The organism is Streptomyces sp. NPDC031479 (assembly GCF_055581065.1).
In genome coordinates, this window is the sequence record NZ_JBVIKC010000028.1 from 13884 (window position 1) to 33378 (window position 19495).

18 protein-coding genes are annotated in these 19495 nt (G+C 77.0%); 10 read left to right on the forward strand and 8 right to left on the reverse strand.

What is annotated here, in order from left to right; translation table 11 throughout:
• Positions 1-2: 2 nt before the first annotated feature.
• Positions 3-2876, reverse strand: a complete 2874-nt coding sequence (locus ACZ5D2_RS26640) for an nSTAND1 domain-containing NTPase (RefSeq protein ID WP_371675154.1) — start codon at positions 2874-2876, stop codon at positions 3-5.
• A 279-nt stretch (positions 2877-3155) separates the two neighbouring features.
• On the opposite strand from ACZ5D2_RS26640, the gene ACZ5D2_RS26645 reads away from it, so the two are divergent.
• Both ACZ5D2_RS26645 and ACZ5D2_RS26650 read left to right on the forward strand, forming a co-directional pair.
• Positions 3156-4154 carry a hypothetical protein gene (locus tag ACZ5D2_RS26645; RefSeq protein ID WP_371675155.1) on the forward strand — a complete coding sequence of 333 codons (999 nt, stop codon included), beginning with the start codon at positions 3156-3158 and terminating at the stop codon, positions 4152-4154.
• The gene (locus tag ACZ5D2_RS26650) at positions 4147-4560 is read left to right on the forward strand and encodes a peptidase inhibitor family I36 protein (protein ID WP_266846130.1); all 414 of its coding nucleotides are present in this window, start codon (positions 4147-4149) and stop codon (positions 4558-4560) included. The genes ACZ5D2_RS26645 and ACZ5D2_RS26650 overlap by 8 nt, the downstream gene beginning before the upstream one ends.
• 67 nt (positions 4561-4627) lie before the next feature.
• Here the strand turns inward: ACZ5D2_RS26650 and ACZ5D2_RS26655 are convergent, their stop codons facing one another.
• The 4 genes from ACZ5D2_RS26655 to ACZ5D2_RS26670 form a co-directional block, all read right to left on the reverse strand.
• On the reverse strand, positions 4628-5692 hold the full coding sequence (locus tag ACZ5D2_RS26655; RefSeq protein WP_371675156.1) for a GNAT family N-acetyltransferase: 1065 nt from the start codon (positions 5690-5692) through the stop codon (positions 4628-4630).
• Positions 5689-6201, reverse strand: a complete 513-nt coding sequence (locus ACZ5D2_RS26660; protein WP_371675157.1) for a hypothetical protein — start codon at positions 6199-6201, stop codon at positions 5689-5691. The genes ACZ5D2_RS26655 and ACZ5D2_RS26660 overlap by 4 nt, the downstream gene beginning before the upstream one ends.
• Positions 6198-6632: a MarR family winged helix-turn-helix transcriptional regulator gene (locus tag ACZ5D2_RS26665; RefSeq protein ID WP_371675158.1), complete on the reverse strand. Its 435-nt coding sequence runs from the start codon at positions 6630-6632 to the stop codon at positions 6198-6200. Before ACZ5D2_RS26665 ends, ACZ5D2_RS26660 begins: the two co-directional genes overlap by 4 nt.
• A gap of 100 nt (positions 6633-6732) precedes the next feature.
• A complete protein-coding gene (locus ACZ5D2_RS26670) occupies positions 6733-7302 on the reverse strand; it encodes a hypothetical protein (protein WP_371675159.1) in 570 nt (189 codons plus the stop codon).
• A gap of 266 nt (positions 7303-7568) precedes the next feature.
• Between ACZ5D2_RS26670 and ACZ5D2_RS26675 the strand changes: the two genes are divergently transcribed.
• From ACZ5D2_RS26675 to ACZ5D2_RS26685, 3 genes are all read left to right on the forward strand, one after another.
• On the forward strand, positions 7569-8114 hold the full coding sequence (locus ACZ5D2_RS26675; protein WP_371675160.1) for an HPP family protein: 546 nt from the start codon (positions 7569-7571) through the stop codon (positions 8112-8114).
• 107 nt (positions 8115-8221) lie between these two features.
• On the forward strand, positions 8222-8953 hold the full coding sequence (locus tag ACZ5D2_RS26680) for a VOC family protein (protein ID WP_371681072.1): 732 nt from the start codon (positions 8222-8224) through the stop codon (positions 8951-8953).
• Between the two features lie 127 nt (positions 8954-9080).
• A complete protein-coding gene (locus ACZ5D2_RS26685) occupies positions 9081-10109 on the forward strand; it encodes a PHP domain-containing protein (RefSeq protein ID WP_371675161.1) in 1029 nt (342 codons plus the stop codon).
• Positions 10110-10115: 6 nt separating this feature from the next.
• Here the strand turns inward: ACZ5D2_RS26685 and ACZ5D2_RS26690 are convergent, their stop codons facing one another.
• Positions 10116-11018 carry a UbiA family prenyltransferase gene (locus ACZ5D2_RS26690; protein ID WP_371675162.1) on the reverse strand — a complete coding sequence of 301 codons (903 nt, stop codon included), beginning with the start codon at positions 11016-11018 and terminating at the stop codon, positions 10116-10118.
• Positions 11019-11106: 88 nt separating this feature from the next.
• Here ACZ5D2_RS26690 and ACZ5D2_RS26695 point away from each other — a divergent pair, with 88 nt between their 5' ends.
• From ACZ5D2_RS26695 to ACZ5D2_RS26705, 3 genes are read left to right on the forward strand one after another with little or no spacing between them, the layout of a single operon-like run.
• The gene (locus ACZ5D2_RS26695) at positions 11107-12168 is read left to right on the forward strand and encodes a type III polyketide synthase (protein ID WP_468932651.1); all 1062 of its coding nucleotides are present in this window, start codon (positions 11107-11109) and stop codon (positions 12166-12168) included.
• A gap of 7 nt (positions 12169-12175) precedes the next feature.
• Positions 12176-12781: an isoprenylcysteine carboxyl methyltransferase family protein gene (locus tag ACZ5D2_RS26700; RefSeq protein ID WP_371675164.1), complete on the forward strand. Its 606-nt coding sequence runs from the start codon at positions 12176-12178 to the stop codon at positions 12779-12781.
• Positions 12778-13812, forward strand: coding sequence for an NAD(P)/FAD-dependent oxidoreductase (locus ACZ5D2_RS26705; RefSeq protein WP_371675165.1), 1035 nt, complete (start codon positions 12778-12780; stop codon positions 13810-13812). Before ACZ5D2_RS26700 ends, ACZ5D2_RS26705 begins: the two co-directional genes overlap by 4 nt.
• A 51-nt stretch (positions 13813-13863) precedes the next feature.
• On the opposite strand, the gene ACZ5D2_RS26710 is transcribed toward ACZ5D2_RS26705, so the two are convergent.
• Entirely contained in the window at positions 13864-14934 is a 1071-nt protein-coding gene (locus ACZ5D2_RS26710; RefSeq protein ID WP_371675166.1) for a hypothetical protein, read from the reverse strand.
• A gap of 411 nt (positions 14935-15345) precedes the next feature.
• Between ACZ5D2_RS26710 and ACZ5D2_RS26715 the strand changes: the two genes are divergently transcribed.
• Positions 15346-16509: a serine hydrolase domain-containing protein gene (locus tag ACZ5D2_RS26715; protein WP_371675167.1), complete on the forward strand. Its 1164-nt coding sequence runs from the start codon at positions 15346-15348 to the stop codon at positions 16507-16509.
• Between the two features lie 39 nt (positions 16510-16548).
• Here the strand turns inward: ACZ5D2_RS26715 and ACZ5D2_RS26720 are convergent, their stop codons facing one another.
• Positions 16549-17892 (reverse strand): M64 family metallopeptidase, encoded by a 1344-nt coding sequence (locus ACZ5D2_RS26720; RefSeq protein WP_371675168.1) that lies wholly within the window; start codon positions 17890-17892, stop codon positions 16549-16551.
• 175 nt (positions 17893-18067) lie between these two features.
• Here ACZ5D2_RS26720 and ACZ5D2_RS26725 point away from each other — a divergent pair, with 175 nt between their 5' ends.
• On the forward strand, positions 18068-19468 hold the full coding sequence (locus ACZ5D2_RS26725) for a tetratricopeptide repeat protein (protein WP_371675169.1): 1401 nt from the start codon (positions 18068-18070) through the stop codon (positions 19466-19468).
• Positions 19469-19495 lie beyond the last annotated feature (27 nt).

Below are 19495 nucleotides of genomic sequence, written 5' to 3' on the forward strand. Positions count from 1 at the left end.
GTTCAGGGGCGTTCGAGACCGCTGCACGGCGGCGCGTAGTCCAGGTAGGGCATGTACGAGGACCACTGCGCGCGCGTGATCCGCGGGCCGGTGTGCGCGCAGGCCCCCGCGAGGGCCCGGTGGAGGTCGGTGTCGGCCAGCCGCAGGGTGGTGTCGAAGCCCCCGGAGGCCAGGGCCGTGCCGTCGGGGCTGAAGGCGACCGAGCCGACGGCGGTGGTGTGCCCGGTCAGGACCGCCAGCGCGGCGGGGCGGCCGTCCCGGGGCAGGCTCCACAGCCGGACGGTGCGGTCGTCGCCGGCGGAGGCCAGGGTGCGCCCGTCGGGGCTGAAGGCCACCGCACCGACCACGTCGGTGTGCCCCGTGAGGGCGGCGACCTGGGCGGGCGCGCGCGGGTCGGAGACGTCCCACAGCCGGACCGGGGCGCGGCCGCCGGACGCGGTGGCCAGGGTGCGGCCGTCGGGGGCGAAGGCGACGGAGAAGACGGCGGTGTCGTGGCCGGTGACGACGGCGAGCCCGGTGGGCCGGGTCCGGTCGGTGACGTCGGTCAGGCGCACGGTGGCGTCCTCCCCGGCGGTGGCCAGGACGTGCCCGTCAGGGCTGAACGCGACCGCGCGCACGGTGTCACGGTGCCCGGTGAGCAGCCCGGTCCGCTCGGGCGGCCGCCGGGCGGGATCGCCGACGTCCCACAGCCGTACGCCGCCGTCCGCCCCGGCGGTGGCCAGGGTCCGGCCGTCGGGGGCGAAGGCGAGGGCGCGTACGTCACCGCCGTCCGCGGGCAGTTCGGCGGACACCGCCGGGCGGGCGGGGTCGGCCACGCCCCACAGCCGGACGGTGCCGTCGGCGCACGCGGTGGCCAGGAGGCGGCCGTCCGGCCGGTAGGCCACGGCGCGCAGGTCGGCCCCGTGGCCGGCGAGGGTGGCCACCAGGGTGGGCCGGTCGGTGCCGCGGGTGCGCCACAGGCGGGCGGTGTGGTCCCCGCTGGCGGTGGCGAGCTGGCGCCCGTCGGGACGGTAGGCGAGGGCGACGACCTCCTTGTCGTGCGCGGGCAGCGAGGTCATCAGGGTGGACAGGAGGCTGTCGCGGGTCCGGGCCGTGGGCGAGAGGCGGTGGGCGGTCAGGCTCAGCTGGACGGCGAGGCCCGCCTGGGTGGCGGCGACGTCGGTGGCGGTCTCGGCGAGGTTCTGTGCGACGGCGTCGTTGCGCTGGCGGGTGACCTCCCCCTCGGCCCGCACGGCGTTGCCGGTGGCGACGGCGGCCACCGCGACGAGCACGGCGAGCGCGCCGACCAGGCAGCGCAGCCGGCGGGTGCGACGGCGGGCGGCGTGGCCGGCGGCGGCCTCCGCCGCGGTGCTGGCGTCGAGGAACTCCCGTTCCCCGGCGGAGAGTCCGAGGGCGGGCGGGGCGAGGATCTCGCGGGCCAGGGCGAGCCGGGTACCGCGCAGCAGCGCGCCGGGGTCGCGTCCCACGCCCTCCCAGGCCCGTGCGGCCTCGGCGATCTGGCGGTGGCGGCGCAGCCGTTCGCGGTCGTCGCCGATCCAGCCGCGCAGCCGGGGCCAGGCCCGGATCAGGGCCTCGTGGGTGAGCTCGACCACGCCCTGGTCCAGGGTCAGCAGGCGCAGCGCGGCGGCGCGGGCGAGGACGGTCCGGGTATCGGGGTCCCGGCCGAGTTCCCCGCGCGCGACGGGCCGTTTGGTGTCCTCGGTGCCCTCGCCGAGGGCGATGAGGTGGACGAACACCTGTCGGGCGAGGGTCTGCTGGTGTGGGGAGAGGGAGGCGTGGAGCGCTTCGGCGGACTGGGCCAGGGCCCCTTCGAAGCCGCCCGCCGCGTGGAAGCCGTCCAGGGTGAGGGCCGCGCCGCGGCGGCGCCTCCAGGTCTCCAGCAGGGCGTGCGAGAGCAGGGGCAGTGCGCCGACCTGGCCGTGGGCGTGCGCGACGAGCGTGGCCTGGAGGTTCCCCTCGACGGTCAGGCCGGCCCGCCGGGCGGGTTCGACCACGGCGCGGCGCAGTTCGGCGGCGCTCATCGGGCCGACCACGATCTGGGCCTCGTGGAGCACCTCGACGAGTTCGGGGTGGCGGGTGCAGTGCGCGTAGAAGTCGGCGCGCACGCCGAGGACCACGCGGCAGCCGGAGCCGGGGCGCCGGGCGGCCTCGACGAGGGTGGAGACGAACCGGTCGCGTTCGGCGGCGTCCGCGCAGACGGTGAAGACCTCCTCGAACTGGTCGACGATCAGCACGCGTTCGGCCGAGTCGGGCTCCTCGGGGCCGGCCAGGGCCTGCCGGGCCCGGTCGAGGGGGTGGGGTCCGGGGGTGAACACGCCGACGGTGGGGGCGGGAGCGTCGGCGCGCAGCCGGGGCAGCAGTCCGGCGTGCAGCAGCGAGGACTTGCCGGCTCCGGACGCGCCGACGAGGGCCACGACGCGGTGGCGGGTCAGGGCGGTGAAGAGGTCCCCGACGAGGCGTTCGCGGCCGAAGAACAGCCCGGCGTCCTCGGCGCGGAACGCGGCGAGTCCGACGTAGGGAAGCCCGTCCGGGCCGTCCTCCCGCGCGGACCCGGGCGCGCCGGCGGCCCGCGCCGCGTCCCCGGATCCGGCGGGCGCGGGGGATGCGACCGCGAGTTCCACGGCGACGGCGTGCCAGCGGCGCTCCCACTCCCCCGGGTCGCCGCCGCAGGCGCGCACGTAGGACAGGGTCACGTCCAGGCTGGGCAGCCGGCGGCCCGCGGCGGCCCCGGAGAGGGTGGCCACCGAGTAGTGGGCGCGCGCGGACAGGTCGCGGTACGGCGGGGATCCGGCCTCGTGGCGCAGGCGGCGCAGGGCGGTGGCGAACTCCAGCAGAGGCCCGTCCCCGCCTTCCAGCGGACGTTCCTTGCGTGCCATGCACGGCCCCTTCCACCCGGCCCCTTTGCTGCGGTCCGGGGTGGATTGTTCAGCAATTGTTTGTTCGCTGCCAGGGCCCCGACGGCGAACAACGGAGGGCGGCTACACCTGGGTCCGGACGGCGGCGGCCGGCCTGCGGACACCTCGGCACCCGGACGGGTGGCACGGCGGGGCACGGGGGTGACCCGGACGGGTGGCACGGCGGGCACGCGGTCGCCACGGCGGACGGCAGGGCTGACGGCACGGCCGCGGAACGCACCGGAGAGGAGGACCGTACGGATGAGGCGAACACGAGGGGGCCCGGCGGCCGCCCTGGCCGTGGCGGTGGCGCTGGCGGCGCTCACGGGCTGCGGCGCGGGCGGAGGGCCGGCCCGGCCGGATCCCGGTCCGGCCCCCGGGCCGCGCTCCGCGGCGGCGGCCCCGGAGCCGGACGCCGGGGCGTCCCGGCTGCTGGCGCGGGCCGAACAGGTCCTGATCAGCCGCTGCATGGCGGAGCGCGGGTTCGCGTACGCCGTCACCGAGCCGCCGGCGCGGGAGCATCGCTCCTTCCCGTACGGGGTGGACGACGTGGAGTGGGCCCGGGCCAACGGCTACGGCGGCCGGGCCGCCCGCGAGGACGAGCGCGCCCGGCAGGCCGATCCCAACCAGCGCTGGTTCCACCGGCTGTCGGCGCGCGAGCGGGCGGCCGCCCGTACCGCGCTGATGGGGGCCTCGCCGGTGGGGCTCTCCGCCGAGGCCCCCACCGGCATGACCCTCACGGCGAGCACCGAGGGGTGCCTCGCGCAGGCCCAGCGCGCGCTCTACGGGGATCTGGCCGCCTGGTTCCGCGTCAAGGTCGTCACGATGAACCTCCGCCCCGCGCAGGAGGAGCGGGTCCGCCGGGACCCGCGGTACGCGGAGGCGGTCGGGCGGTGGGCGGCCTGCATGCGGGCGTCCGGGCGCCCGTACGAATCCCCCGAGGCCTCCCGGCGGGCGGCGGCCGCCCTGGCCGAGGAACTGCCGGCGGAGCGGGCCGACGCGGCCGAGACCGCCCTCGCGGTCACCGAGGCGACCTGCGCGACCGGCACCCCGCTGAGCCGGGTCTCCCGAACTCTGGACCACACCTACGGCGATGAAGTCCGCGCGCTCCACCAGGACGAGATCGACCTCAGGCGAAGGCTCCAGAACGACGCGCTCCCCAGGGCGGAGCGCGTCGTGTCCCCATCCGAATCCGACCGAAGCACCGACAGCACCGACAGCACCGACAGCACGACACGATCCGGAGGATCCCATGGCTGAGTTCCGTAAGACGATGCTGGCCTGCGCGCTCGCCCTTCCGCTGCTCGCGGTACCCGCGACCCTCACCACCGCCTCGGCGGCCCCGGCCGACGCCTCCGGCGTGGCGGCCGACGGCAACTACTGGGTCTGGGCGGACACCAACAGGGGCGGCCCGGCCTGCGGCTGGAGCGGCAACGACTCCGACTGGCGCACGTGCGGCGCCGGGAACAACTACGACATGAACGACCGGGCCTCGTCCTGGTGGAACAACGGCTACGCGGGCTCGCTCGGCGATGTCCGCGTCTACGAGAACATCGGCTACGGCGGCGCCTCCACCTGCGCCCCCAACGGTTCCTCGGGCAACATCCCGTGGGAGTGGAACGACCGGATCTCCTCGCACAAGTGGGTCACGAACTGCGGGTTCTGATCCGCGGTCGGAAGACCACCGAGAACGGCCTCCCGGGACCCGAACCCGGGAGGCCCCCGGTCGTCCGTCAGCGCCCCGCCGCGCGCAGTGCGTAGCGGCCGGCTCCCCGGTGTTCGAAGCCGGCCCGGCGCAGCACGGCCCGGGAGGGCTCGTCCGTCTCGTCGACGTCGGCGCACAGCTCGTGCGCGCCGGGCTGGGCGAAGGCCCAGCGGGCCAGCGCGCGCAGGGCCTCGGTGGCGTGCCCGCGGCCGCGGGCGGAGGGGACCAGGTCGTAGCGGATCCCGGCGCGGCCGTCGGCGTCGGGGGCGGCGTGGAAGCCGATCCCGCCGATCGCGCGGTGATCGCGGGAACGCACGATGGCGTACGGTCCCCAGCCCGGCCGGTACGCGCCCCGGTCCCGGGCCCGGAGCACCGACGCGGCGGCGGTGCGCGTCCCTTCGGGGGGTCCGTGGGCCGTCCAGGTGAAGCCGCCGGTGCCGCCGCCGGCCAGGTCGCGCGCGAGGGCCGGGGAGATCTCGCAGAGCACGACGCCGGTGCCCACGACCGGGTCCCCGTACCAGCGCCAGGTCCGCTGCCGGGGCAGACCCGGGAAGCCGGCCCGGCCGGTGGCCGCCAGCAGGGTCTCCCAGGGGCCGCCCGGCCCGGAGCGCGGCACGTGCGGGAAGAGCCGGTCCAGGACCCGGGCCGCCGCGGGGTCCTCGCCGCGCCAGTGGGTGACGCCGAGCCCGTTGAGGATGTCGTGGGTGTGGATCAGCAGTTCGGCGGTCCCCATCGCTGCGAAGCCGCCGGGGCCCGCGGGGCCGGCCGGGTGCCAGGCCCGGTCGTCGGGGCGGGCGGCCCGGACGGCGGCGGCCAGCAGCAGCCCGCTCGCCCCGACGAGGTCGGCCAGGGCGCCGGGCGGGGTGCCGGGGGCGGCGCCGACCGCGAGGGGGAGGTAGGAGCCGGTGACCCGGCCCGCGAGCTGCGCGGCGAATCCCGTCAGGTCACCCGCCAGGTGGACGGCTGTCTCCCGGCAGCTCCACTCCAGTCCCGCCGCCGGGGCGGACCAGTCCAGGTGCGCGACCGCGCGCAGCGCCCGCACTCCGGCGGCCACGGCGGCGCCCAGTCCGCCCGCGGGGTCCTCCTCCGTCACGGCTCCTGCCGGGCCGTGCGGGCAGCGGCGGTGGGGCGGTGCCCGGCCGCGGCGGCGTCCCCGGCCGGGTCCGGGTGCGGGCGGGTGCCCTGCCGGGGGAAGGGGGCGAGGTCCGGTTCGACCCAGCCGGCCCGCGCCCGCGGGGAGTCGAGCGTTCCCGGACGGTAGAAGCGGGTCGGCAGCTCCTTGTCGAACAGGTGGGGGTGGCGGTCGGCGAAGCGGGCGAAGCCGTCCGCGTCCGGGTCGGCCGCGTGGCGGCCCACGAGCTCCACCCAGGCCCGGGTGAGGGTGGCGTGGAACTTCTCGGGCACGCCCGCGCGGACCGTGAGGGCGCGGATGCCGTCGCCGATCAGGCAGGCCGCGGCGGGAACGCCGAGGCGGCGCACGGCGAGCCAGGTCAGGTGGACGTGTTCGCGATGGCCGAAGCGGCCGGTGGCCTCCTTCACCTCGGCGAGCAGCGACGCGAAGTCGGGGGCGGCGGGCTCGGGGGCGGGCGCGGGGGTGGTCATGAGGACACCTCGGTGAGAGCGTTCAGGGCGTTGCGCAGGGCGACGACCGCTTCGTCGGGGAGGCCGGCGAGGGCCCGGCGCTCCAGGCCGGTGACGGCCTGCCGGATGATGGCGGCGGCGCGACGTCCGGAGGGGGTGAGTTCGACGAGGACCGCGCGGCGGTCTCCCGGGCGGGTGCCCCGGGTGACGTGGCCGCGGCGTTCCAGGCGGTCGAGCACGCTGGTCAGCGTGGTGGGGCGGGTGCCCGCGGCCGCGCCGAGTTCGGACACGGTACGGGCGTGGCCGTCTGCCAGGTTGGCCAGCGCGTTGATCTCGGAGGGGGTCAGGTCCAGGTCGGCCAGCTCCGCGGCGAGCACCTGGAGGGTGGCGTGGGTGGCCCGCTGGAGCGCGAGGAGGGCGGACCAGTCGGACGGCACGGATTCGGACTTCACGATTCCGGATTATACGATTTCGTAGCAATGGCCGCCAGTGGGCCGAGGTCCCCGGACCCGCCCGCCCGCCCGGCACCTCCGCCGCTCGCCCCGGCTGGGCTCAGTCGGGGAGCCCCGCACCGCACCGGGAGCAGTAGTGGGCGTCGGATTCGGTGGCGAGGCGGCCGCAGTCGGGGCAGACCCGGTGCAGCAGGCATGCGGCCTCGCCGCCTTCGGCCCTTTCGGCGCTTTCGGCGCGGAGCCCGGTGGCCGGGGGCGCGGCGGGCGCGCCACGGCCGGCTCCGACGGCGCCGGCCCCGCCGGGGGCCGTCCCGATGCCCAGGCCGGGGCGCCGGGTGTGCACCGTCAGGTACGTCATCCCGCGTGGGCCCGCGGTCAGCGAGCGCCGCGCACCGCGCGCGAGCAGGACGGCCGAGTGCGGGCGCAGCCGGTGGGAGCGGCCCTCGGTGTCGATCCGCCCGGCGCCGTCGACGACCACGAGCAGGACGTCGAGGGCGGGCTCGGCGTGCTCCGCGATGACGGCGTCGGGGCGCAGGCGGATCAGGTTGGCGTCCAGCCCCCGTGCCGCGGCGGTCAGCCGCCACAGTGCGCCGGTGGCCCCTTCGGGGGCACCCGCGATCACCGCGTCGAGGTCGGCCAGAACCCCGGTGGGGTCCGGGTGGGTCGTCATGCCGGTCCTTCCTTCCGTCCGCGCGTGCACCCGCAGTCATACACGATCGGGGCCTGCGCTCCGGGGTTCTCGCGCCCATCGCACGGATGCCTGGGCCACCCCCGCCGCCGACGTCGCACGGCTGAACGATAAAATCGTGGCCGGATCGCGTCGGCCGTACACGGAACGGACGCGCGGCCCGGCCCGAGGTCGATCACCGGGCCGCGGCCCGGCTCCCCGCGCTGTTCCCCGCCGCCCTGCCCTCCTGCCCCGGAACCCACCCTGCGATGAACCCCGGTACCGCCACCGCCACCCCACCCGTCACCACCGCCACCGATTCCCGCCCGACCGCGCCCCGGGCCCCGGCCCGGCCGAGTGCGGCCGCCGCCGTCCACAGCGTCAGCGCGGCGACGACGGTGCTGCTGGCCCTCGTCGCGATCGGCGCGATGATCCACGAGCCGGTGCTCATCCCCCCGCTGGCCGCGAGTGCCGCCCTGATCCACAGCGCCCCCACCCTGCCGCTGGCCCAGCCGCGCGGCGTGGTCGTCGGCCATCTGATCGGCGCCGCCGCGGGATACGCTGTCCTCGCGGCGGCGGGCAGCAGCGCCTGGGCGGCGGCCCTGGCGGCCGGGCTCACCCTCGCCCTGCTCACCCTCGCCCGCACCCCGCACTCCCCGGCCGTGGCCACCGCCGTGGTGACCGTCCTGCAGACCCCGGCGCCCGCCCGGTTCGTGCCCCTGCTCTTCGGATCCACCGTGCTCCTCGTCCTCACCGGTTACGCCGGTTCCCACATCCGCCGCAAGGCACCGAGGTACCCCGCCTACTGGTGGTGATGACCCGCTGGCGCGCCTGCACGGCCCCGGGGGGCGGCGGGCGCTACTTCTTGTCCGTGGAAATTTCTGCGAAGGACGTCTTCGGCGCCCCCTGCTGGGTGAGCCTGATGGCCCGCGACCTGGAAGCCTCCCAGCGCTTCTACGGCGCGGTCATCGGCTGGACCTTCCGGCCCGCGCGGCTCGGCGAGGGGTTCTCGGTGGCCGTGCTGGACGGCGTCCCGGTCGCCGGCATCGGCGCCCTGGCCGTCGACCTGGCCGTGCCGGTGGCCTGGACCCCTTACTTCGCCGTCGACGACGCCGACGTGGCCGCGAGCCGGATCCGCGAGCGCAGCGGGACGGTCGCGGTCGGTCCGGTCTCCTTCCCCTCGGGCGGCCGGGCCGCCCTGGTCGCCGACCTGGACGGCGCGGTCTTCGGGATCTGGGCCGGACCCGTCGCCTCCGGCTGGCGCGTGGGCAAGGGACCGGCCCCGGCCTGGCTGGAACTGCGCACCCGCAACGCCTTCGACGCCGCGCTCTTCTACGGCGAGGTGCTGGAGTGGGCCACCGGCCGCCCTGGCTGCTGCGAGGTCTCCTACGAGCAGGAGCAGGTCGTCCTGCGCCACGACGGCGATCCGGTCGCCCGGCTGGACAGCGGCCCGGTGGAGCCCGGCGCCTACAACCCGTACACCCGGCCCCGCTGGCACGTCCACTTCCGCGTCCCGGAACTCGACGCGGCCGTGGAAGCCGCCCTCGACCTCGGCGGACGCACCGTCTCGGTGGTCACGACGACCGGGACGGAACGCTCCATCGCGCTCCGCGACCCCGACGGGGCCCTGTTCACCCTCACCTCCGGCGGCTGAACCACCGCGGGAGCGGCCCGTCGCCGACCGCCGGTCCGTCGGCCGCCCTTCGTGGAGCGCCGGTCGCGGGGCGGGCGGTCGCGGGGCGGGCGGTCCGTTGCGACACTGGCCCGGGAGGAGGTGCCCCATGGACCCGGTGGCGGCGCTGGACCGGATCGCCTTCCTGCTGGAGCGCGGGCAGGCCCCCACGTACCGGGTGCGGGCCTTCCGTACCGCGGCCGCCGCGCTGACCCACATGGGCGAGCGGGAGACGGCCGAGCGGGCCGCGGCCGGCTCCCTCGAATCGGTGAAGGGCATCGGACCGAAGACGGCCCGCGTGGTGACCGAGGCACTGGCCGGTGACGTCCCGGAGTACCTGCGGGCCCTGGAGGACGAGGTCGCCGCGATGCCCGGGGGACCGCCGCCCACCCCCGCCGCCGCGGCGCTGCGCGAGGCCCTTCGCGGGGACTGCCACGTGCACTCGGACTGGTCGGACGGCGGGAGCCCGATCGAGGCCATGGGCAGGGCCGCCGCCGCGCTCGGACACGACTGGGCGGCGCTGACCGACCACTCGCCGCACCTGACGGTCGCCCGGGGCCTGACGGCCGAACGGCTGCGCGAACAGCTGCGGACCGTGGCGGAGCTGAACGCGGGGTGGGCGCCGTTCCGGCTGCTCACCGGCATCGAGTGCGACATCCTGCCCGACGGCTCCCTCGACCAGGAGCCCGAGCTGCTGGACGAGCTCGACCTGGTGGTGGGATCGGTGCACTCGAAGCTGAGGATGGAGTCCCCGGCCATGACGCGCCGGCTCCTGGCGGCGGTGCGCAACCCCCTCATGGACGTGCTCGGACACTGCACGGGACGCCTCGTCACGGGCCGGACGCGCCCCGAGTCGGAGTTCGACGCCGCCCGGGTGTTCGCGGCGTGCGCGGAGTCCGGCACCGCCGTGGAGATCAACAGCAGGCCCGAGCGGCTGGACCCGCCCCGCCGGCTGCTGCGCCTGGCCGTGGCGGCGGGCACCTTCTTCGCCCTCGACACCGACGCGCACGCCCCGGGCCAGCTCGACTGGCAGATCGTCGGCTGCGAGCGGGCCGTGGAATGCGGGGTGCCCACCGGCCGGGTGGTCAACACCTGGCCCGCGGAGCGGCTCCTGGAGTGGACCCGCACCCGCGTCTGACACGGGTCAGCGCAGTCCCGCACCGCGGACCAGGAGCAGCAGCACGTCGGCCCCCGCGACCCCCATCGTGGCCAGGAACGGCATCCGGCCGCCCGCCCGGGCCGTGCCGTACAGCAGCGCGCAGGTCAGCACGAGCAGCCACCGGCCGTACGGACCGACCGGGCCCGGCGGGCCGAGGAGCAGGCAGGCCGTGGAGGCGAGGACCAGCCCGGCGGCGACCGCGGCCGACCGGCGGGCGCCGAGGCGCTGGGGCAGCCCGCGCACCCCGGTGGCGAGGTCGTCGGCGATGTCCGGGAGGACGTTGGCGAAGTGGGCGCCCGCGCCGAGCAGGGCGGCGGCGCCGGCCAGCCAGAGGGGCGGCCAGGGCCCTCCGGGCAGCGCGAGCGTCACGAAGGCCGGGAGCAGCCCGAAGGCGAGGGCGTACGGGACCCAGGACGCGGCCGTGGCCTTGAGCCGCAGGTTGTAGGCCCAGGCGGCGCCGACCCCCACGAGGTGCGCGGCGCCCGCGAGCGGCCCCGCGGCCAGCGACAGCGGCACGCACAGGAGCAGCGCGCCGACAGCGGCGCGGGTCACGGCGGCGGCGGGCAGGACGCCCGTCGCCAGGGGTTTGTCGCGGCGGCCGGTGGCGCGGTCGCGCCGCAGGTCGGCCCGGTCGTTGGACCAGCCGACCGACAGCTGCCCCGCCGCCACCGCGGCGGCCGTCAGGGCGGTGCCGGCGGGCCCGCGCCCGGCAGCGGCGGCCAGCGCCCCCGCGAAGAGGGTGACGCCGGCGGCGGGGACGGGGTGACACGCCCGCAGCAGTCCGCCCACGAGGGCGGCGGGCGCGGCGGGCGGTGCCGGAGGAAGGACGGCGGCCGGTCCGGAGACAGGACCGGGGGCGGGCAGGGAAGCGGGACCGGGGGCGGGCACGGCGTCACGCTACGCCGTGACGGCACGTCCGTTGCACACCCTTCGCGCCGTTCGCCGGATGGCGGCCGTTCTTCCCTATGTTGGGCCAATGACACGTGTCCTGGCAGTGAGCAGCGTGTTCCCGCCCCACCTGTACCCCCAGCCGCAGATCACGGAAGCGCTCGCCCGCTGTCTGCCGCCCGGCACGGACCCCGCCCTGCTGCGCCGTGTGCACGCCTCGGTGCGGGTCGACTCCCGTCACCTCGCGCTCCCGCTGGAACGCTACGGTCCGGGCACCGACTTCGGCGCCTCCAACGCCCTCTTCGTCCGCGCCGCCCTGGACCTCGGCGCCGCGGCCGTGGAACGCGCCCTGGCCGGTGCCGCCCTGACGGCCGGGGAGATCGACCTGGTGCTGTCGACGACCGTCACCGGACTGGCCACCCCCTCCCTGGAGGCCCGGCTCGTGGCCCGCACCGGGCTGCGCCCCGACGTGCGCCGGATGCCGCTCTTCGGCCTCGGCTGCGCGGGCGGCGCGGCCGGACTCGGACTGCTGCACGAACAGCTGACGGGCCGTCCCGGGCTGGCGGCACTGCTGCTGTCCACCGAGCTCTGCTCGCTCACCCTCCAGCCCACCGACACCTCGATGGCGAACCTGGTGGCCGGGGCGCTCTTCGGGGACGGCGCCGGAGCCCTGCTGGCGGTGGGGGCCGGCCATCCCCTGCACGACACCGGGGCCGGGCCCGTGGTGGTGGCCGCGCGCAGCCGCCTCTACCCGGGCACCGAGCACCTGCTCGGCTGGGACATCGGCCACTGGGGCTTCCGGATGGTGCTGGGCCGCGAGGTGCCGGAGCTGGTACGGCTGCACGTGGCGGAGGAGGTCGAGTCCTTCCTCGCCGGGCACGACCTCAAGCCCTCGGACGTCGACACCTGGATCTGCCACCCCGGCGGCCCGAAGATCCTCGACGTGCTGGCCGGGGCCCTGGGACTGCCGGAGCGCGCCTTCGCGCACAGCCGCCGCTCCCTGGCCGTGGCGGGCAACCTCTCCTCCGCGTCCGTCCTGCACATCCTCGGCTCCGTCCAGGCCGCCGGTCCGCCGCCGCCCGGATCGGTCGGGCTGATGCTGGCCTTCGGCCCGGGTTTCGCCTCCGAACTCGTCCTGCTGCGCTGGTGAGGTCCTGATGCCGACGACCCCCTACCTCCTCCCCTACCTCCTGCTCCTCGCCCTGGTGGCGGCCGAGCGGATCGCCGAACTGGTCACCGCCCGGCGCAACGCCGTCCGCAGCCTGGCGCGCGGCGCCCGGGAGTACGGCCGCGGCCACTACCCGGCCATGGTCACGCTGCACGCCGCCCTGCTCGTGGGCTGCGCGCTGGAAGCGCCGTACCGGCCGTTCCTGCCCGCCCTCGGCTGGACGGCGCTCGGCCTCGCGGTGGCGGCGCAGGGCCTGCGCTGGTGGTGCGTCGCCACGCTCGGGCCGCGCTGGAACACCCGGGTGCTCGTGGTCCCCGGACTGCCGCTGGTCACCGGCGGCCCGTACCGGTGGCTGCGGCATCCCAACTACGTGGCGGTGGTGGCCGAGGGGCTCGCGCTGCCCCTGGTGCACTCGGCATGGCTGACGGCCACCGCGTTCACGGTGCTCAACGCCCTGCTGCTGCGGGTCCGGATCACCTGCGAGGACCGGGCTCTGGCCACCTGCGGCGGCGGGGCGGGGCGGCCCGCCGCCCCCGACCCGGCCGAGGGTCCGGGCATCGCGAGGGCCTCCGGACTCCCGGGGGTCGCGCCGTGATCGACCTGCTGGTCGCGGGCGGCGGCCCGGCGGGACTGGCGACCGCCATCCACGGGGCGCTGGCCGGGCTGGAGGTGGTCGTCCTCGAACCGCGGCCCACCCCGATCGACAAGGCCTGCGGGGAGGGCCTGATGCCGGGCGCCGTCCGCCGGTTCGAGGAGCTGGGCGTACCGGTGCGCGGCCGGCCCTTCCACGGGATCCGCTACGTGGACGGGGTCACGGGCCGGAGCGCGGAGGGGCTGTTCGGCTCCGGCCCCGGGCGCGGCACCCGCCGTACCGAACTCCAGGCGGCGCTCGCCGCGCGGGCCGGGGAGCTGGGCGTACGGGTCCTCGCGCGGAGGGCCGGCGAGGTCCGCCAGGACGGACACCGGGTCGGCGCGGGCGGCCTGACGGCCCGGTACCTGGTGGCGGCGGACGGACTGCACTCCCCGGTGCGGCGCGCCCTGGGCCTGGCGGTACCGGCCACGGCGGGGCGGCCCGCGCGGTACGGACTGCGCCGGCACTACCCCGTGGCGCCGTGGAGCGACCTGGTGGAGGTGCACTGGGCGCACGACTGCGAGGCCTACGTGACCCCGCTGGGACCGGACCGGATCGGTGTGGCGGTGCTGACCTCGCGCCAGGCGCCGTTCGACGTCCAGCTGGCCGACCGCTTCCCGGCGCTGGCGGCCCGGCTGCCGCCCCCCGCACCGGGCGCCGGGGTGCGCGGCGCCGGGCCGCTGCGCCAGCGGGCGCGGGCCCGGGTGTCGGGGCGGGTGCTGTTCGTCGGGGACGCGGCCGGGTACGTGGACGCGCTGACCGGGGAGGGGCTGACCCTGGCCGTCGCGGCGGCGGGTGAGGCCGTACGGTGCGTGCGCGCGGGCCGGCCGCAGGAGTACGAGCGCGCCTGGCGGGAACTGTCGCGGGCGTACCGCGTCCTGACCTCGGGCCTGCTGTGGGCGCGGGGGCGGCCGGCGCTGGCCGGGCGGGTGGTTCCGCTGGCGGCCCGCCTGCCGGGGGTGTTCACGGGCGCGGTGAACCTGCTGGCACGGTGAGAGGGGCCCCGGCCGCGCAGTAAGCGGCCGGGGCCCCTCGTCCGGGTGGGGTCAGGCGGTACCGCCTGACCCCGTGTGCGCCGGCCGGTACGTCAGCGCCAGGCCGGCCAGGACCGCCCCGGCGCCGGGGCAGAGCACCGCCGTGACGCCGGCCCAGGGGTACGCCCCGCCGAGCGCGCCCAGGAGCGGGTCGAAGAACACCACACCGCCCACGACGTGCAGGGTGACCACCGCGAGGGCGGCCACGGCCGTGGCCCGCCAGACCACCGCGGTGTCCCGTATGGCCAGCAGCGCGCCGACGAGGAGGCACAGCAGGGCCGTGGCCGGTGCCGCCCACCGGGCGGGGTCCCCGCCGGGCAGGGCCGCGGCCAGGTCCTGCGGCAGGTGCAGGACCCCGCACAGCGACAGCGCGGCGGCCGTGGGCCAGCGCAGGACGTGGCGCAACGCGCCCCGGTCCCGGGCCGGGACGGTCACCGGCGCGGGGGGCGCCGCGGGAGCGGGCCGGCGCTCCGGGGGCGGGGGCGGCGCCAGGGGCGGCCGGGTGGGCCGGAACGCGGCGGGAGACGCGTCGGCGGGCCCGCCGACAGGATCGCCGGGAGGCCCTTCGGGAGCCTTGTCGGGCCCCAGGATGCTCGCCAGGAGGGCGACGTCCTCGATGGACCGGCCGACCGCCGCGGCCCGCAGGGTGATGTCGGCCTCGGCCTCCTCCTGCGGCTGCTCGGCCAGCAGGGCGACCATCCGCCGGACCTCGTGGACGGGCCGGGAGACGGCGGCCGCGCGCAGTGCGTCGTGGCCGGGGCTGGGGGGTTGGCCGGTCTGCTTCAGGAGGCTCACCAGGGCGGTGACCTCCTCGACGGGGCGGCAGGTGGCCGCCGTCTCCAGCAGGGTGCGCATCGGTTCGTTGGGGGGTCCGGGGTGGTTCCCGGCGCCGGGACCGGGCTCCGGCGGCACCGCCGCCGGGGCGGGGGCGGGCGGGGCGGTGACCGACGGGGCGCCGTCGGCGGGGGCCGGGGTGGCGGCGGAGGTGCCGGCCGGGGGTCGGCCCGGGGCGGGGTCCGGGGTGCGGGGTGGACCGTCGCGGTCGTCGTGTGGGGTGGCCGCGAGGGTGCTGGGGTCATTCATGGAAAGCTCCGTTCGCCGACACGCGGGTCTACACGTCGCGCGCCGGTCATCGTGCGTCATGGGAATCGCACGCTTCGTTACATTCAGCGCCCCGGACCGGCACTGCGCCATTCGGGGCGGGCAAACGGGTCTGTGCCGCGCCCGTACGGGGCTGCGGGCCGGACACTCCCCCGGCCGTAGCCTCCCGGGGACCTCGCCGAACGGGCCGGAGGGGCCCGACGGGCCTGGCGGGCCGGGCGGGCCGGGCGCCGCCGTGTGGCCGCGGTTCGCCCCTCGCGCCGCCTCCGTGCTGATACTGGCTCCGGGACCGGGCGGGATCCGTCCGGTCGACGCGGCCTCCGCACACCACCGCGCCCTGTGGGACCCGCTCCGGGCGCCCCACCCCCACCCCGCCCTCCGGAAGGTGAAGCCATGAGCGGTCTGCGCGAGGTCCTGGAACCGTACGTGGGCGGCGCGGGGGCGCCCGGTGCGGTGGCCCTGGTCGCGCACGGCGACCGGGTCGAGTCCGTGGCCCTCGGCCACGCGGAGGCGGGCGGGGACACGCCGATGGCCCCGGACTCGCTGTTCCGGGTGGCGTCGCTGACCAAGCCCGTCATCGCGGCCGCGGTGTTGATGCTCGCCGAGGAGGGTCTGCTGACCCTGGACGCCCCGGTGGCGCCCTGGCTGCCGGAGCTGGCCTCGCCGGTGGTCGTCCGCCGGCCCGGCGGGCCCGTCGACGACGTGGTGCCGGCCCTGCGGCCCGTGACGGTCGAGGACCTGCTGACCTTCCGGGCCGGCTGGGGCTTCCCGTCCGACTTCAGCCACCCGGCCGTCGGACTGCTGTTCAGCGAGCTCCGGCAGGGCTCCCCGGAGCCGCAGCGGATCGCGCCGCCCGACGAGTGGATGGCGGCCCTGTCCCGGATCCCCCTGCTGCACCAGCCGGGCGAGGCGTGGTTGTACAACACCTGCTCCGACGTGCTCGGCGTGCTGATCGCCCGGGTCTCGGGGCGGACGCTGCCCGGCTTCCTGACGGAGCGGATCTTCGGGCCGCTGGGGATGGCCGACACCGCGTTCTCGGTCCCGGAGGGCGTGCTCGGCCGGTTCACGGGCTACTACCGCGCCGGTCCCGAGGGCGGTGCGCCGGAGCTGGTGGACGCCCCCGACGGCCAGTGGAGCCGCCCGCCCGCGTTCCCTTCGGGCGCGGGCGGTCTGGTCTCCACCGCGCCCGACCTGTACGCCTTCGCGCGGATGCTGCTCGCCGGAGGGCGCGCCGACGACGGACGGGCCCTGCTGAAGCCCTCTTCCGTACGGCAGATGACGACCGATTGGCTGACACCGGCCCAGCGCAGGGGCGGCGAACTGTTCCTGGAGGGGCAGGGCTGGGGCTTCGGCGGTTCCGTGGACGTCGCGGCACGGGATCCGTGGAACGTCCCCGGCCGCTACGGCTGGGTGGGCGGTACGGGCACGGCCGCGCACATCGTGCCGTCCACCGGGACGGCCGCCGTCCTGCTGACCCAGCTGGAGATGAACGGCCCTACCCCGCCGGCGGTGATGCGCGGGTTCTGGACGTACGCGGCCGGGCCGCGACGCACCTGAACCGGCGCCGTCACCCGGCCGACCGCGCCCGCGCCCGCGTCAGAGCCGGACGGTCCAGCTCACCGTCGACGTGAGGGTCCGGGCCACGGCGGGGTCGCGGACCGCGGGGGTCCGGTCCTCGGCGGTCACCGTCAGCTTGTGGGCCCGCAGGTCGAGCAGCCACAGGTCGGCCACGCGCACCTCGTCCCGGCCCGCGAACCGCTTGAGTTCCCGTCCGTCGAGGTACCAGCGCACCACCGGCTGCCGTCCGTCCGCTCCGGCCAGGCGCGGAACGGCCGCCTTCGCGGTGTGCCACGGTCGCAGGGCGCGGTCGGTGGGGGTGAGCGCGGTGACGAGGTTCGCGTGGCGGTGGAATCCGCCGATCATCGCCTCGACGCCCGGGAGGTTGAAGGGCTTCCCCAGCACGCGCATGATCGAGTTGTCGGTGGGGCGGTAGAGGCCGGTGACGTAGTAGCCGCCGCCTTCGTACGCGCCGACGGTCCCGCCGTCGGGGGACGGTTCGCCCAGCCAGCGGTACCACTTGGCCCGCTGCCCCGCCATCTTGTCGGCGTCCAGCGTGGAGGTGTTGGCGTCGGCGGGCTCGGGGCCGGTGTACTTCTCGTAGTCGGGAACGCCGGGGTAGAAGTACTCGTCGGCGAGCTTGCCGAGGGAGTGCCCGGTCTCGTGGATGGCCACCTGGCCGGACTTGGGGTGTCCGGCGGACGCGGTGGAGATCCCCTCGTAACCGAGGGTGGCACTGGGCTCGTTGTACCCGGCCCCGCCGTACTTGGCGCTGTTGGCGAGGACGATGACCAGGTCGGCGGCGGGCGCCTTGGCCACGTACGCGTCCACCTTGGGCTGGTCCACGCACAGCAGCCGCTCGATGGACTCGCACCAGAAGTACGAGCCGAGCGCGGTGTCGCGGACGGTGTCCGGGCCGGGGTCGCCGGAGACGCCGGACTGGGCCGAGACCGCGTCCACGGTCCAGACGTTGAAGAGGTCGCGGTAGGTCGTGTAGGGCTCGACGGCCGTGACCTCGGCCCACTTGGCGCGGGCGTCGGCGTGGAACTGCCCGAGCTGGTCGGCGGTGTAGCCGTCGCCGATCACGACCACGTCCAGCCGGTCCGCGGTGGGACCGTTGTCGATCATCTTGGTGACCTGGCCGTCGGCTTCCCGGGCGGCCCCCGAGAGGCGGGAGGCGGCCTTGGCGGGCCCGGTGGCCGGCACCCGCACGTGCCCGGAGCCGGCTTCGCCGCCGTGCTCCGGACCGGGTATCTCGACCTCGACGGCGGTGCGGTGGGGCGGTTCGGCCGCCGCGACGGGCGCGGTGGCGGTCAGGAGTGCGGCGCCCGCGCAGAGCGCGGCGAGGGCCGCGCGCAGGGCCGGCCGGACGGCTGGTGTCATGAAGTCCTCCGCCTGGAGCAGGGGTGGGGTGGGGGGTCGGAGAAGCGTGTTAAGCGCGAACTTAAGTCTGCTGAACCGGCTGCTTAAATTAGGCGGCGCGCGGGGCGTGCGCAATGGGTGACTCCCGCTCGATACTGGGGAGTTGGAGCAAGCGTCGGCACAGCGAGGGGATTTCATGGACGAACCGGCCGAGATCGGGCGCAGGGTGCAGCGGCTGCGCGGGGAACGCGGGCTGACCCAGAGGCAGTTGGCGCAGCCCGACTACACCCCCGCCTACGTGTCCACCCTGGAGGCGGGGAAGGTGCGGCCCTCGGAGACCGCCCTGCGCTTCCTCGCCGGACGGCTCGGGACCTCGTTCGAGGAGCTGGCCACGGGGCGGCCGGCCGGCCTGGCCACCGCGCTGCGCCTCGCCCTGACCGACGCCCAGAGCACCCTCGCCACCGGCACGGCGCGGGAGGCGGCCCCGCAGTTCGGCCGGCTGCTCGCCGAGGCGGAGCGCCTGGGCCTCACCGACGAGCGGGCCGAGGCGCTGCTCGGACTCGGCGAGTGCGCCCTGGAGTCCGGGGCGCTGACCGAGGCCGCCGGGCACTTCGAGGCGGCGGAACTGCTGCTGTCCGGGGAGCCGCTGCCGCGGCGGGCGCGGGCCGTGCGCGGCCGCGCGGTCGTGCACCTGCTCGCCGGTGAACTGCGCTACGCCTGCTACCTGCTGGAGTCCGCGATCGACGCGCTGAACGCGGGCGGCCTCGGGGATCCGGAGGCCCTGGTCCTGCTCTACACCGCGGTGATCGGCCCGTACCTCGACATGGGCGCGCGGACCCGGGCGGCGCAGGCCGCCGAACTCGCGCTGGCGCTGGCCCCGCAGGTCGGGGACCCCGCGCTGGTGGCGGGGATGCACCGGCAGGTGGCGCGGACGTTCCTCGCCGACGGGCGGACGGCCGACGCCGACGCCGCGCTGGCCAAGGCCCAGGCGGTGTACCGGCAACTGCGGCTGCGCACCGACCTGGCGCACTGCCACTGGATGCGCGGGTACGTCCGGGCGCAGCACGGGGAACTGGACGCGGCCGAGTGGGAGCTGCGGTGCGCGCGGGAGATGCTGACGGCCCGGCGGGCGGTGCTGTACACCGCGCAGGTGGAGGTGGAGCTGGCCGACGTGCTGCGGCGGCTCGGCCGGTACGACGAGGCGGTGGACCTGGTCACGGGGCTGCTGGAACCGGACGCGGCCGGTGGGAGCGTGGCCGGGGCGGCCGTGCACGCGGGGGGCGCGCACCGGCTGCTCGGGCTGGTCGCACAGGAGCGCGGGGAGACGGAGGCGGCCGAGGAGCACTACGTGCGGGCGCTGTCGCTCCTGGAGCGCAGCGGAGCGGACGGCGATCTGGCGGACGTGTGCCGGCTGCTCGGTGACCTGCTGCGGCGGGCGGGCCGCACCGAGGCCGCGATGGACGCGTACCGCACCGGGCTCGGGCACCGCGCGGCGGCCCCGGGCACGACCACGCTGGGCCCGGCCCCGGCGGCCCCGCACCCGGCTCCGGTCCGGGCCGGTTCCCCGGAGACGGGGCCGCTCCCGGCACCGCGGTGAGGGCGGCGCCGGGAGCGGCGGATCGGG

Coding starts and splice junctions, on each gene's coding strand:
- ACZ5D2_RS26640 (WP_371675154.1), bottom strand. CDS start 2,876: ATGGCACGCAAGGAACGTCCGCTGGAAGGCGGGGACGGGCCTCTGCTG.
- ACZ5D2_RS26645 (WP_371675155.1), top strand. CDS start 3,156: ATGAGGCGAACACGAGGGGGCCCGGCGGCCGCCCTGGCCGTGGCGGTG.
- ACZ5D2_RS26650 (WP_266846130.1), top strand. CDS start 4,147: ATGGCTGAGTTCCGTAAGACGATGCTGGCCTGCGCGCTCGCCCTTCCG.
- ACZ5D2_RS26660 (WP_371675157.1), bottom strand. CDS start 6,201: ATGACCACCCCCGCGCCCGCCCCCGAGCCCGCCGCCCCCGACTTCGCG.
- ACZ5D2_RS26670 (WP_371675159.1), bottom strand. CDS start 7,302: ATGACGACCCACCCGGACCCCACCGGGGTTCTGGCCGACCTCGACGCG.
- ACZ5D2_RS26675 (WP_371675160.1), top strand. CDS start 7,569: ATGAACCCCGGTACCGCCACCGCCACCCCACCCGTCACCACCGCCACC.
- ACZ5D2_RS26680 (WP_371681072.1), top strand. CDS start 8,222: ATGGCCCGCGACCTGGAAGCCTCCCAGCGCTTCTACGGCGCGGTCATC.
- ACZ5D2_RS26685 (WP_371675161.1), top strand. CDS start 9,081: ATGGACCCGGTGGCGGCGCTGGACCGGATCGCCTTCCTGCTGGAGCGC.
- ACZ5D2_RS26695 (WP_468932651.1), top strand. CDS start 11,107: ATGACACGTGTCCTGGCAGTGAGCAGCGTGTTCCCGCCCCACCTGTAC.
- ACZ5D2_RS26700 (WP_371675164.1), top strand. CDS start 12,176: ATGCCGACGACCCCCTACCTCCTCCCCTACCTCCTGCTCCTCGCCCTG.
- ACZ5D2_RS26710 (WP_371675166.1), bottom strand. CDS start 14,934: ATGAATGACCCCAGCACCCTCGCGGCCACCCCACACGACGACCGCGAC.
- ACZ5D2_RS26715 (WP_371675167.1), top strand. CDS start 15,346: ATGAGCGGTCTGCGCGAGGTCCTGGAACCGTACGTGGGCGGCGCGGGG.
- ACZ5D2_RS26720 (WP_371675168.1), bottom strand. CDS start 17,892: ATGACACCAGCCGTCCGGCCGGCCCTGCGCGCGGCCCTCGCCGCGCTC.
- ACZ5D2_RS26725 (WP_371675169.1), top strand. CDS start 18,068: ATGGACGAACCGGCCGAGATCGGGCGCAGGGTGCAGCGGCTGCGCGGG.